Consider the following 14,391-nt stretch of genomic DNA (forward strand, 5'->3'; position numbering starts at 1 on the left):
CATGAAAATTAATGTAATTAAATTAAATGGCAAAACGATGACTTATAATATTGAAAATCCAATTACTGGTTATCAATTATTAAAACAGGAAAATGAAAATATAGATTCTTCAATTATTGCTTTTACTCTGAATAGACAATTAAAAGATTTATATTGAGAAATTAAAGAAGATGCTGAAATCAAGTTTATTAAAAAAGATGATGCTTTAGGATGAACTATTTTAAATTATGGATGTGCTATGATTTTAGCTCATACTATTAAATTAATGTATCCACAAGCGTTAATTACGATTGCTAATACTAATGATAATGGTTTTTATTTAGATTTTGATTATGAAAAACGACTTTCTAATGATGAATTAATTAAAATTGAAGAGAAAATGCGTGAAATTTTAATAAAAAATATTGAAATTAAAAGAGTTTGTCAAACTAAAGAAGAATCTTTAAAAACTCATAAAGACAATCCTTTTGCTTTAGAATATATTAAATTAAATCATGTTAATGGATTAAAATGCTCTTATTTAGTTGATAATAAGACTTTAGTAGTAGCATCGGGTGTTGCTATTAATAATTCTTCATCAATAAAAGATTTTAAATTATTAAGTATTACTGGTGCATATTGATTAGGAAATGATAAAAATAAACAATTACAGCGCATTTCTGGAATTTGTGATTATTCAAAAGTAAAATTAGTAGATAAACTTAATGAACTTGAAGAACGAAAAAATCGTGATCATCGCAAACTAGGTAAAGAATTAAGTATTTTTACTTTTAATGATGATTGTGGTAAAGGATTACCTATATTTTTACCAAATGGTATGGTTATTAAAAAAGTTTTGCAGGAATATTTGAGAAAACAAGAATTTATGTGAGATTATCAAGAAGTAGCAACACCAGTTTTAGGTTCTGTTGAATTATATAAAAAAAGTGGTCATTGAGATCATTATCGTGAAAATATGTTTACTCCAATTAAAAAAGAAGAAGAACAATTGGTATTAAGACCAATGACTTGTCCTCATCACTGTATGATTTATAAAAGTGCTCTTCGTAGTTATAAAGATTTGCCTTTGCGTTTAAGTGAACATGCTTTATTATATCGTTATGAAGCAAGTGGGTCTTTAACTGGTTTAGAACGAGTAAGAAGTATGGAATTAACTGATTCTCATATTTTTGTTAGATTTGATCAAATGAAAACAGAGTTTAAACGTTGTTATCAGTTAATTGCTGAGGTTTTAAAAACTTTAAATATTAAAATTGATTATGTATCATTATCTTTACGAGATCCTGCTGATAAAGAAAAATATTTTAATGATGATAAAATGTGAAATCAAGCAGAAACAGCATTACGTGAAGTATTAGATGAATTACAATTAGAGTATAAACCAATGATTGGTGAGGCTGCTTTTTATGGACCAAAATTTGATGTTCAAATTAAAACAGCATTAGGTCATGAAATTACAATATCTACTATTCAATTCGATTTCTTATTACCGAAAAAGTTTAATTTAACTTATATTGATGAAAATAATAATGAAACAAATCCAGTTATTGTTCATCGAGGATTAATTGGTACATATGAACGTTTTATTGCCACATTATTAGAACAAAATAAAGGTGTTTTTCCACTATGATTAGCACCAAGGCAAATTGCAATTTTACCAATAAATGAAAAAGAAAAAACCTTAGAATATGCTAATAAATTATTGCAAACTTGTAAACAACATAATTTACGAACTGAAATTATTAGCAGTGGAACTATTGGCAAACGTATTGTTGAAACACAAACTCAAAAAATTCCTTATCAAATTATTATTGGTGATAAGGAAATAGAAAATAATAATTTAAGTTATCGTCAGTATGGTCAAAAAGAAAGTAAAATTGTTACTTTATCAGAATTTTTAAAATTATTAACAAAACAAGTTGAGAATAAAATATAACTATCAAAATTAAAAAACCATTTAAGGTTCTAATTCTTAAATGGTTTTTTAGTTAATTAAGCAATTTAATTTTTATTAATATACTTAGTAAAAATTAAACCATTTTTTTATACGAAAAAAATATTTATATTTTTACTATTATTTTCATTGACATTGGGTTTTGTTTTCTGTAAGATACTTATTGTGCCCGAAAATAAATGGGTTACAAACTAGAAAAAACGATCTTTGAAAACTAAATAGAACAAAAATTAATCCGTCAATTTTTTATTAAAAATTAAATAAGTCAGGCATCATCTTTTAACAAAAACAATTTTATTGAGAGTTTGATCCTGGCTCAGGATTAACGCTGGCGGCATGCCTAATACATGCAAGTCGAACGAAAGTAGCAATACTTTAGTGGCGAACGGGTGAGTAACACGTATCTAACCTACCATTTAGTGGGGAATAACTGTTGGAAACGACAGCTAATACTGCATATGTTATTTATTTGCAATGATAAATAATGAAAGGAGCATTTGCTTCGCTAATTAATGGGGATGCGGCGCATTAACTAGTTGGTAAGGTAATGGCTTACCAAGGTAACGATGCGTAGCCGATCTGAGAAGATGAACGGCCACATTGGGACTGAGACACGGCCCAAACTTCTACGGAAGGCAGCAGTAGGGAATTTTTCACAATGGGCGAAAGCCTGATGGAGCAATGCCGCGTGACTGATGAAAGTCTTCGGATTGTAAAAGTCTGTTGTAAGGGAAGAAGTGCTAGAATAGGAAATGATTTTAGTATCGACCATACCTTATCAGAAAGCCACGGCTAACTATGTGCCAGCAGCCGCGGTAATACATAGGTGGCAAGCGTTATCCGGATTTATTGGGCGTAAAGCGTGCGTAGACGGTTTTGCAAGTCTGAGGTTAAATTTAGGGGCTCAACCCCTAACCGCCTTGGAAACTACATTACTAGAGTATAGGAGAGGTTAGTGGAATTTCATGTGTAGCGGTGGAATGCCTAGATATATGAAGGAACACCAGTGGCGAAGGCGGCTAACTGGCCTATTACTGACGTTGTGGCACGAAAGCGTGGGGAGCAAATAGGATTAGATACCCTAGTAGTCCACGCCGTAAACGATGAGTACTAAGTATTGCCATGAGGCAGTGCTGTAGCTAACGCATTAAGTACTCCGCCTGAGTAGTATGCTCGCAAGAGTGAAACTCAAAGGAATTGACGGGGACCCGCACAAGCGGTGGAGCATGTGGTTTAATTCGAAGCAACGCGAAGGACCTTACCAGGTCTTGACATACCTTGCGAAGCTATAGAGATATAGTAGAGGTTAACAAGGATACAGGTGGTGCATGGTTGTCGTCAGTTCGTGTCGTGAGATGTTTGGTTAAGTTCAGCAACGAACGCAACCCTTGTCCTTAGTTGCCAGCATTAAGTTGGGGACTCTAAGGAGACTGCTAGTGTAAGCTAGAGGAAGGTGGGGACGACGTCAAATCATCATGCCCCTTATGACCTGGGCTACACACGTGCTACAATGGCTGATACAAAGAGTCGTTAAACCGCGAGGTCAAGCAAATCTCAAAAAGTCAGTCTCAGTCCGGATTGAAGTCTGCAACTCGACTTCATGAAGTCGGAATCGCTAGTAATCGCGAATCAGCAATGTCGCGGTGAATACGTTCTCGGGTCTTGTACACACCGCCCGTCAAACCACGAGAGTTGGCAATGCCAGAAGTCGGTGTCCTAACCGTAAGGAGGGAGCTGCCAAAGGCAGGGTTGATGATTGGGGTTAAGTCGTAACAAGGTATCCCTACCGGAAGGTGGGGATGGATCACCTCCTTTCTATGGAGTTTAGTTTCTAATAAGAAACCAAGACAACAAGAAAAATTAGATGTATGATTTATTGGATTACTTCTTTTGTTTTGTTTAGTTTTCAGGGATTGTTTTCTCTGAGCAATTGTTCTTTAAAAACTGGATAATAGATATCTTTTAAAAAAATAAGATAATTTTTATCTTGCAATATGATATTCTAAAAATAAATTATTAAGAGCGTATGGTGGATGCCTTGGAATTGGAAGACGATGAAGGACGCGATTACCTGCGATAAGCTTCGGGGAGCTGGAAATAAGCTTTGATCCGGAGATGTCCGAATGGGGAAACCCACTATCTTTAATCAGATAGTACTGTACAATGAATTCATAGTTGTGCAGAGTGATACCTAGAGAATTGAAACATCTTAGTACCTAGAGGAAAAGAAAGCGAATGCGATTCCCTTAGTAGCGGCGAGCGAAAAGGGAGCAGCCTAAACCAGTCGTCAGACTGGGGTTATAGGACTGTCTATTAGGTTCGACCTATGAAGAGTTACAAAATTTATATATAGCAGAAGTTGTTGGGAAGCAACGCCATAGATGGTGAAAGTCCAGTATGCGAAATGTATAAATCTCTTGACAGTATCCTGAGTACGGCGAGGCACGTGGAACCTTGTCGGAATTTGCGCAGACCACTGCGTAAGGCTAAATACTAACCAATTACCGATAGTGAACCAGTACCGTGAGGGAAAGGTGAAAAGTCCCCCGAGAGGGGAGTGAAATAGTTTCTGAAACCATATGCTTACAACAAGTCGGAGCCCGTTAATGGGTGACGGCGTGCCTTTTGTAGAATGAGCCGGCGAGTTACGATTACATGCAAGGTTAAGTTGAAAAGACGGAGCCGAAGTGAAAGCGAGCCTGAATAGGGCGTTTAGTATGTGGTCGTAGACCCGAAACCAGGTGATCTAGCCATGAGCAGGTTGAAGTTAATGTAACAGTTAATGGAGGACCGAACCAACGTTCGTTGAAAAGACCGTGGATGACTTGTGGCTAGCGGTGAAATTCCAATCGAACCTGGAGATAGCTGGTTCTCCCCGATATAGTTTTAGGACTAGCGTCAGAATTAGTGCAATGGAGGTAAAGCTCTGAATGTATGATGGCCCCACCTCGGGGTACTGAATGCAATTAAACTGCGAATGCCATTGTTACATATCTGGCAGTCAGTCTATGGGTGATAAGGTCCATGGACGTGAGGGAAACAGCCCAGATCATCAGCTAAGGTCCCCAAATCAATGCTAAGTGGAAAACGATGTGGAATTGTTCAGACAGCTAGGAGGTTGGCTTAGAAGCAGCCATCCTTTAAAGAGTGCGTAACAGCTCACTAGTCGAATGATTCTGCGCGGAAAATGTACCGGGGCTAAGCATTGTACCGAAGCTATGGGTCTATATATATATATATTTACATATATTGTGGGCGGTAGGGGAGCGTTCTAATCTGCGACGAAGTTAGACCGGAAGGACTAGTGGAGCGTTTAGAAGTGAGAATGCCGGCGTGAGTAACGATTGAAGGTGAGAATCCTTCATGCCGATTGACCAAGGTTTCCTGGGCTAGGTTCGTCCACCCAGGGTTAGTCAGGACCTAAGGCGAGGCCGAAAGGCATAGTCGATGGATAACAGGTTGATATTCCTGTACCACCATGGTGACTGATGGAATGACGGAGAAGGCTAAAATGTCCCAGTGGTTGGTAGTGCTGGGCTAAGTACAAAGAGGGTTGTGTAGGCAAATCCGCACAGCGTTAACCTTGAAGTACGATGGGGAGTGAACGGTTCGCTTAGTAACGAAGCATTTGATGCCATACTTCCAAGAAAAGTTTCTAAAGACATCACCATGGTGCCTGTACCGAGAACGAACACACGTGGTCAAGGAGAATATCCTAAGGCAAGCGAGATAACTATAGCTAAGGAACTCTGCAAAATAACCCCGTAAGTTAGCGAGAAGGGGAGCTCATAGCAATATGAGTCGCAGTGAAGAGGTCCGGGCGACTGTTTAGCAAAAACACAGCTCTCTGCTAAGTCGTAAGACGATGTATAGGGGGTGACGCCTGCCCAGTGCTGGAAGGTTAAAGAGATTTGTTAGCGTAAGCGAAGCTTTGAACTGAAGCCCCAGTGAACGGCGGCCGTAACTATAACGGTCCTAAGGTAGCGAAATTCCTTGTCAGGTAAGTTCTGACCCGCACGAAAGGCGTAACGATCCGGACGCTGTCTCGGCTATAGACTCGGTGAAATCTTAGTACCTGTGAAGATGCAGGTTACCCGCGATTAGACGGAAAGACCCCGTGGAGCTTTACTACAACTTGATATTGAATTTTGGTGTAGTTTGTACAGCATAGGTGGGAGACGTTGATATGCAGACGCTAGTAGGCATGGAGTCACCATTGGGATACCACCCTTGCTATATTGAAATTCTAACTTGAGACCATAATCTGGTCTAAGGACAGTGTCTGGTGGGTAGTTTGACTGGGGCGGTCGCCTCCTAAAAAGTAACGGAGGCGCCCAAAGGTACCCTCAATATGAATGGAAATCATATGTAGAGCGCAAAGGTAAAAGGGTGCTTGACTGTGAGACATACAAGTCGAGCAGGAACGAAAGTTGGGCTTAGTGATCCGGCGGTGTTGTGTGGAAAGGCCGTCGCTCAACGGATAAAAGTTACCCCGGGGATAACAGGCTAATCTCTCCCAATAGTTCATATAGACGGGGAGGTTTGGCACCTCGATGTCGGCTCATCGCATCCTGGAGGTGTAGTCGCTTCCAAGGGTTGGGCTGTTCGCCCATTAAAGCGGTACGCGAGCTGGGTTCAGAACGTCGTGAGACAGTTTGGTCCCTATCTGTCGTGGGCGCAAGAAATTTGAGGAAAGCTGTTCCTAGTACGAGAGGACCGGAATGGACCTACCTCTGGTGCACCAGTTGTCACGCCAGTGGCACAGCTGGGTAGCTATGTAGGGCATGAATAAGCGCTGAAAGCATCTAAGCGCGAAGTCAGTTCCAAGATGAGATTTCTCATTCGAAAGAAGTAAGATCCCTTGAATACTACAAGGTTGATAGGTCAGGTGTGTAAGCATAGTGATATGTTCAGCTTACTGATACTAATAGATCGAGGATTTATTGAAGAATATATTCTCTATTGCAAATCAAAAGTAATCAAATTTAAAGATGTCTGTTTCTAGTTTTTAGGGAGCAATTGCTAAACTATTTGGTGTCCATGGCGGAGTGGTCACACCTGTTCCCATCTCGAACACAGCAGTTAAGCACTCCAGCGGCGAAAATACCAGCAATGGGAAAATAGCACGATGCCAAATTTTTTTTATTGTGTTAATATTTAATTTAAAATTTAAATTTTTTTTATGTTAAGATTGAGAATATTAAAATGTAAAAAAGATTTTAAGAAAAAAGGAGAAAAAATGGATAAGGTTGAAAAGAAATTAGATAAAAAATTATACATTGGAGCTAAAATTGGATTCATAACAAATATTATAAGTATTATTTGAAGTATAATTATTACAATTATTTTAGCTACAGCAAGTAGTGCATTTTTAACAGTTTTACAAAATATGATCACACTTCATTAACATCAGGAGTTAGTACAATATTTATTGTTGGATTGATTTTTGGACTTTTAATTGCAATAATTATCATGTGCAATAACGTTTTAAAAGGAAATGCTAATAGTGGTTTAGCTGTTGGAATTGTAACTTTAGTTTTAGCAGGTTTTTCTTTAATAGCTATGTTTTCATCACATTTTAATTTTATTAGTGGTATTAATATTATTTTTTAGGACTTAATATTGCTTCAGGTGTATTATTAATTATTGGTAAATATCTTCCAGTTACTAATAAACCAGAAGAAGTAGTTTCTATGGTAAATGAATAATTAAATATTTTTAATAAATTGTATAAATAAGGCTTTTAATTTCTAAAGCCTTATTTTATTTTTTTATAATTTAAAACCATAAGGATAAGTAATTATTGGAAAATTTGGTTTATCATCATCATGCTTTTTTTTATATTGTATATTATTAATTAATAAATAAAGGTATTGTAAACCAATACTAATAATTAACAGAAAAATAATAGCAGTAACTAATACTCCTACACCATATTTTTGGTAGTTGAAAAAAAAGTAAGGATAACAAGTATTAATATTTTCTCCTTGTTTAACACGTAGTACACCACGAACCATTACCATTACTACATAAAAACAAGGATAAAATAAAATAAATCACATATAAAGTTTATGATGATTTTTTAGTGAATAAAAATCACGTCCACATGATAAAGCAAAATTTAAAATCATAACAATTGGTATAATTAGATTTAGAATTGGTGGTGGTGGTTAGCCCTAAATACTGGACCACTTTTGGATAGACAGTTTTAAATTTTTATTTGTGAAATTGGTGGTTTTAGAAATTTAGAATGTATTCTTTCGTAATTATAAAACATAATATATTGGTTTACATCATTTATAGCTTCATTGAGAGAAAAATATTGATTTGAACCTTTAGGTAGTCATTCTTGAGATAAATGAGAAAATCAGTTTTCAGATATTACATTGCCACCAATATCATAAGGTTGTTTTTTGCTTAAAATTATTTGCTTATCAGCAGCTCAATTTGTGATGTCTTGACAATAAAATTCGTTGGCGTTATCTGAGTGTAAAATAACGTTTTTTACTTGGTTTCAAGAGAATTGTTGATTTATTTTTTCAAGTGCAGGAAGGATTAAATCTTGATAGGATTTGTTTGAACATGTATTATAGCTTACAATATTATTTGAATAAAAATCAATAATTACAAAAAGATATAATCAACCTTCTTTAGTATTTATTTGTTTAGTGTCCATTGATCAAATTTGATTTGAAGAGGTTGTACTTTTATAATCTTTGTTTACTTTATCCATTGTAGGTATTCACTTATTTGGATTTTTTTTGTTTTTAGGATAGTTATTTTTAGTTTGTTTTAATCCTTGAAGATTGTGATCTTTCATAATTTTTCGCATTTGTTTTGTTGATAATTCTAGATTTAAAATAATATGTTTGTATTGTTTTAATCATTCTTTAAATGCTGAAAAAATTCGTAAATAGCCATAAATTTGTCCTTTTCTTGTAAAATGAAATTCAAGTAAAAGTTGGCATAATTCTTGATATTTATGTGTACAATTACTAATTTGATTTTTTTCTTTTTTAATAGGGTTTTGTTTGTTTTTTACAAAATAATATGTTGATCGGTTTAGTTGAAGATGTTGGCAAAGATATCTAATTGAATATTGGTTTTTGCTATCATCAATAATTTGAATTTTTTGTTTGATATTTAACTTGTTAATTACTAATGCTATTTGTTTAATTTTATCCATTATTAAAAATCCTTTCATGTCAAAATTAGTGTTAATTGTATAACACAATTGTTTTTCGAATACATTCAAGTTTTTTTTAAATTAATGGTCTAGTAAAAAGGGCTAAGTAGCAAGTAGCATTATTGTTTTAAATCATAAATAAATATCAGTTCCATATTTACTTCTTTCTTGGCTATTATTAATGATACCTATTCAAAATACTAACATTGTAATTGTAATATAAATAGTAATGCTTAATAAAATATAAAAACTTGGTTTTGAATTTTCTTTAAATTTACTTTCAAATAAAAAAGCAAATAAATAAATGAGTACTAAATAATTAGTTTGAGTTGTAAAATAAAAAAAAATAAATTGCTAATCTTTCAGTTGGTTTATCAACATTAGGAACAATGAAAGCATTGGGGTAATTAATAGTAATTATTAAATCAAAAATTAAGAATAAAGAAATAATAAGTAGACCAAATAAACGTCAAATAAAGAGGCTTTTTAGTAATCTGTGTTTCTTTGTTTTACAAAGTACTAGTTCAGATTAATTCTGTCTTCAAATTTTATCATAAAATGAGCAATTGCTGTATTTCAATTTTGAATAGGCAATGTTCATTTTTTTGTGATATTTTCAATTGCTAAGTAAAAAATTTTAAAAACTGCCATATCATTAGGAAAAACTTTTTTATTTCTAATAACTTTTCGTAATTGGCTATTAACAGATTCAATAGCATTTGTAGTATAAATTACCCTTTTAATTTCTGCTGGATAACTAATAAAAACCATTAAATTTTCTCAATTTTTATATCAAGATTTAGCAATTTGTGGATATTGTTTATTTCATTTACTTTCAAATGATTCTAAAGCTTGCATTGCTTGTTCTTCACTACATGCTGTATAAATTGGCTTTAAATCGATAACTAGAGACTTTCGATGTTTGTATGAAACATATTTTAAGCTATTTCTAATTTGATGAACTATGCATAATTGATGTTCAGTTTTAGGATAAACTGATTGTATTGCCTCTGACATGCCTGTTAAATTATCACTACAAGCAATAAGAATATCATTTAAGCCTCGATTTTTCATTTCTGTAAAATTATTTAATCAGAATTTAGCACCTTCATTTTCACTAATTCATAAACCTAAAACATCTTTTTTACCTTCTAAATCAACTCCTAAAGCTATATAAACTGATTTGTTAATAATACGTTTATCCTGACGTACTTTAACTACGATACAATCAAAATAAATGATTGGATAAACACTATCTAATGGACGATTTTGCCATGCTTTGACATCATCAATGACATCATCAGTAATTTGACTAATTACGCTTTCGCTAATATCTGCGCCATCATATAACTCTTGCAACTGCATTCTAATATCTGATAAAGTCATACCTTTTGCATATAGTGAAAGAACTTGTTGATCAAAACCATCAAATCTTCTCTGTCTTTTTGTGATTATTACTGGTTCAAAATTACTATTGCGATCTCTTGGTAGATCAATTTCAATTTTACCTTGTTGAGTTATTAATTTTTTTGATGTTGTACCATTACGAACATTGTCATTATTACTGCGTTGATTTCTTTCGTGTCCTAAATAATTTTGCATCTCAGAATTCAACATTTTTTCTACCAATCGTTTAGTTAATTCTTTATATAAGCCTCCCTCTTTAAAAACTGTTGTTAAATCCTCAGTATTTTCTAATAATAAATCTACTGCTTTTGATATTGGATCATTGTTATTAAGATTATCTTTTTTAGCCATCTGTAACTCACTCTTTCTAGATATATAAATTATATTTACTAGAATTAATTAAACATAGTTATTTTTGTAAGTCACACAGATTACTAAACATTCCCCAAATAAATTTAATAAGATTTCTTTTTTTTAATCGGTATTCACTACTATTTTTTCAATTCATATTTTTTCTCCTATTTATATTAGAATTAAATTTAATTAAATTTTTGATAGGAAATTTAATTTTTTATTATGATTGAATATGCTACTTATTTAGTATATCAAGTTTTTCCTTATCACTATTAATATTTACTAACTGATTATTTAAAACACTTAATAAGTTAAAAAAAAATTAACTTATTAATTATTTAATCTTGATTTTTTGGTAATAAAGTTTATTATTAATGTTAAGGATATAATTTTTATCCTTATAATTTTAATGAATATATAAGTAATTATATAAGTATTAAAATTATATATGTTGATTTAACAAAAAGTTTAATAATTGATTATATATCCTTAGTTTTATTTTATTAAAACTAAGATTTTAAGTATTTAATTAAATATGCTTAATTTAATATTATAATTATAAACACAAATAATAGGTAAAAAAGGAGTAATCATAATGACAAATTTCTTATCTTTTAGTTTTTTTAAAACTAAAAGTTTTAAAACAATAAGTTTGGCTTTGGCATTATCTCTTACTAGTAGTTTAATGATAGTTACTAATCATCAATCTAATATTAGTACTGTTAATGAGAGTAACAAACTTTCTGGGTTTCATATTACTGTTAAGGAAAATAATAAAAATTTAATTAGTGAAGCCAATACTTGAAATTCAATTAATAATAATTATGAAGATTTTATTAGATTGCATAAAGAAGTAATAACAGAACAATTTAATGATTGATCAGACGTTATTAATAAGGTTAATAATAATCCAAATGATGATATTAGTAAAGAAGTTAATAAGAAATTTAAGGAACAAATCGAAAACAAAGCTAATAATATCTTACCAGATAATGGTATTAAATATTTTACTGATAAAGTTATTGGTCGTAGTGTTGCTAAACAAAGTTTTAATGATATTTCTAGTTTTGGTTATGTTTATGTTGGTTACCATGATAATAGTTTACCAGCACAGATTAACAATGGTATTTTTGCAACGGTAAATCCTAGGGCAGATTTCAATAATTATTTTAGTATTCCTTATATGATTAAACCAAGCGATGATTTTTTAAATAGTCATAAAAGCGTTCAAGATCGGTTAGCAATTTTACCACTTAATAATGGTAATCCCAATGATACTAATCAACCAATGTTAGCTATTTTAGCAAAAAATAAAAATGATAAGAATGAACAATTATTAATAAATGATAAAAATGATGAAGTTTTTGATAATGGTTCAATTAGTTATGCAATATTAAATCATAAACCAGACGATCATTTAAAATCAACTAGTTTTAATGTTAGTGTTAAAGATAGTGGCTATAGTAAAACTATTAAGTTAACAAATAATAGTTCAAATATTCAATTTAGTACTATTAGTGATGAAAAAGTTAAAGAAAATCCTGTAATTACACCTCAATATTTAGTTCAAAAAAATTCACAAGATAATAAAAATACATTAATATTTATGAATAAAGCTATTGAGAAAGCTAAAGTAAATATTAGTGATTCACAACAACATTGACTAAAATGAAAAGTTGATTCACAAACTTTACAAAAAGCAAAAAATGATTCAGGAACACCTATTAAAGATGGTGATAATTTAACTCTTAATCAAGAAAGTAATTTTCAAGTTTATTGTATAGGTTTAGATACATCTGACTTACAACGTCAAGCTGCTTCTGAACAATATATTACTGTTTATAGAACCAATACAAAAATACCTAATTTTCCAAATTGTACTGATTTTTTTGAAAAAAATAATAATTTATTAGCGGGTTTTCAACAATATTTAACTAGTGCTACTAATAATAGTATTAAAATTGAAGATTTAAAAAATAATGCTGTTGGTGATTTTTTATCATGATTTATTCAATATCAAGGTGATATTACTAAACAAAATTATGTTAATTATTTACAAAGTAATAATTCAGATCGTCCCTGAGATGTTAATATATCATTAACAACTAAAATGTTAGTTAATAATTGAAATATTATTATCATTTGTGGCTTCATTATTAGTTTTTTAACTATAATTCCAATAGTTGTTGTTATTATTCGTAAAAAGAAATATTTAAAATAAAGTTTATTATTTTTAAGTAGCACTTGTTAAAAAACAATATTTTATATAAAAATATAAAATGATAAGTGTAAAAAATGTTATTACTTGTTTTTTCTTTTTAGTGAGTTACAATAAAAATGGCAGTTATAAATGTTTAAAAAATATTTAGGTAATGCCGGTTTTAATTTTATATTTGACTTTAAGTCCTTGTATACTATATATGCTATACAAGGAGTTTTTATATAATTTTAAAATAAAATATATTAAGAAAAAGGAGGCAAAAAATAACAAAATAATATTTAAAAAAAATAATACAATTTCAAATTTTTACTTTTCACAAATATATATTCCTCTCTACAATTATTTTTCAATATTTTTTAAATAATAAATAATAGTAATAAAGTGTACTAGTTTATAAACTAGTACACTTTATTACTATTATTTTACATTAAAAATTTGTATCTCTTAAAGCTGCTATTGGTTTATTATTTTTCTTATAAAGGATATTATTATAAAGAGTAAAAAGTAACATCAAAATTATGTATAAGATTAAAATTGCAAAGATATAAATAAAGAAAGTAGTTAAACTTTTATGAAAATCTAAAAATGGATATGGAAATGAATAATCAATTTCTGTTGTTCCTTTTCTTAAAAAACCAACAAAATTTCCTTTAGCAAGTGCATAACCTAAATATACAAACATGTAAATAGAAATAATTGGTATTCAAAGATATGTTTGTTTTCCAAGTTTTCAGTAGTATTTACCAGCAGAAAACATAAAATATAAAATCACTATCACTGGTACTATTAAATGTAATAAAAATGTATTTATAAAATTTAATATGCTAATACTATTACTACTATCTAAATTATTTATCATTGGTTTAAATAATACAGCAAAAAATACGATAAGAGTTACGGTAATATAAACAGTAATTGCTAATGAAAAGAGCCCAAAAACAAATTGTGCGCGATTGTCATGAAAACGATTTGTTAATACAAAACAAAAGAAAAGAAAAACTAAAAAATTTGATTGAATAGTAAAGGTAGAAATCATTGTTCAAATACCAACTCAGGGGCCATCTGGAGTTCATAAATTATGAGGATTAGGTGTTCCAACTGTTATTGGTTTATACTCAATTAAAACTATTGCAAATTGCATTATTAGACCTATAACAGCAATAATTAGTCCAGATCAAAGTAAAAAATCAGAAAATTTACTTTTAAATCCTACATTTTTTCCTATTTCCATATGGATCAACTCACAATTCTATATTTTTTCTATTTTAA

General features: G+C 31.0%; 8 protein-coding genes and 3 rRNA genes. 7 read left to right on the top strand and 4 right to left on the bottom strand.

What is annotated here, in order from left to right; translation table 4 throughout:
* Position 1 precedes the first annotated feature (1 nt).
* The 6 genes from thrS (at position 2) to SPIRDC1_RS00825 (ending at position 7,567) form a co-directional block, all read left to right on the top strand.
* A complete protein-coding gene (gene thrS, locus SPIRDC1_RS00800; RefSeq protein ID WP_174480038.1) occupies positions 2-1,936 on the top strand; it encodes a threonine--tRNA ligase in 1,935 nt (644 codons plus the stop codon).
* Between the two features lie 311 nt (positions 1,937-2,247).
* Positions 2,248-3,769, top strand: a 16S ribosomal RNA gene (locus SPIRDC1_RS00805).
* Between the two features lie 191 nt (positions 3,770-3,960).
* Positions 3,961-6,902 (top strand): 23S ribosomal RNA (locus SPIRDC1_RS00810).
* Between the two features lie 82 nt (positions 6,903-6,984).
* Positions 6,985-7,091 (top strand): 5S ribosomal RNA (rrf, locus tag SPIRDC1_RS00815).
* The 16S, 23S and 5S rRNA genes sit together here, the layout of an rRNA operon.
* Positions 7,092-7,193: 102 nt before the next feature.
* Entirely contained in the window at positions 7,194-7,361 is a 168-nt protein-coding gene (locus SPIRDC1_RS00820; RefSeq protein WP_174480039.1) for a hypothetical protein, read from the top strand.
* Between the two features lie 65 nt (positions 7,362-7,426).
* Positions 7,427-7,567 (top strand): hypothetical protein, encoded by a 141-nt coding sequence (locus tag SPIRDC1_RS00825; protein WP_174480040.1) that lies wholly within the window; start codon positions 7,427-7,429, stop codon positions 7,565-7,567.
* A gap of 158 nt (positions 7,568-7,725) precedes the next feature.
* Here the strand turns inward: SPIRDC1_RS00825 and SPIRDC1_RS00830 are convergent, their stop codons facing one another.
* The 3 genes from SPIRDC1_RS00830 to SPIRDC1_RS00840 all read right to left on the bottom strand — a co-directional run bounded on the left by SPIRDC1_RS00830 (position 7,726) and on the right by SPIRDC1_RS00840 (position 10,898).
* Positions 7,726-8,085 (bottom strand): hypothetical protein, encoded by a 360-nt coding sequence (locus tag SPIRDC1_RS00830; RefSeq protein WP_174480041.1) that lies wholly within the window; start codon positions 8,083-8,085, stop codon positions 7,726-7,728.
* A gap of 77 nt (positions 8,086-8,162) precedes the next feature.
* Positions 8,163-9,158, bottom strand: coding sequence for an IS3 family transposase (locus SPIRDC1_RS00835; RefSeq protein WP_174479968.1), 996 nt, complete (start codon positions 9,156-9,158; stop codon positions 8,163-8,165).
* 501 nt (positions 9,159-9,659) lie between these two features.
* Positions 9,660-10,898 carry an IS256 family transposase gene (locus SPIRDC1_RS00840; RefSeq protein WP_174480042.1) on the bottom strand — a complete coding sequence of 413 codons (1,239 nt, stop codon included), beginning with the start codon at positions 10,896-10,898 and terminating at the stop codon, positions 9,660-9,662.
* A gap of 598 nt (positions 10,899-11,496) precedes the next feature.
* On the opposite strand from SPIRDC1_RS00840, the gene SPIRDC1_RS00845 reads away from it, so the two are divergent.
* Entirely contained in the window at positions 11,497-13,122 is a 1,626-nt protein-coding gene (locus SPIRDC1_RS00845) for a hypothetical protein (protein ID WP_174480043.1), read from the top strand.
* A gap of 427 nt (positions 13,123-13,549) precedes the next feature.
* On the opposite strand, the gene SPIRDC1_RS00850 is transcribed toward SPIRDC1_RS00845, so the two are convergent.
* Complete coding sequence (locus SPIRDC1_RS00850; RefSeq protein WP_174480044.1) at positions 13,550-14,263, bottom strand: hypothetical protein; 714 nt, start codon at positions 14,261-14,263, stop codon at positions 13,550-13,552.
* Positions 14,264-14,391: the final 128 nt, after the last annotated feature.

Source organism: Spiroplasma endosymbiont of Danaus chrysippus (assembly GCF_902809815.1).
GTDB lineage: Bacteria > Bacillota_I > Bacilli_A > Mycoplasmatales > VBWQ01 > Spiroplasma_E.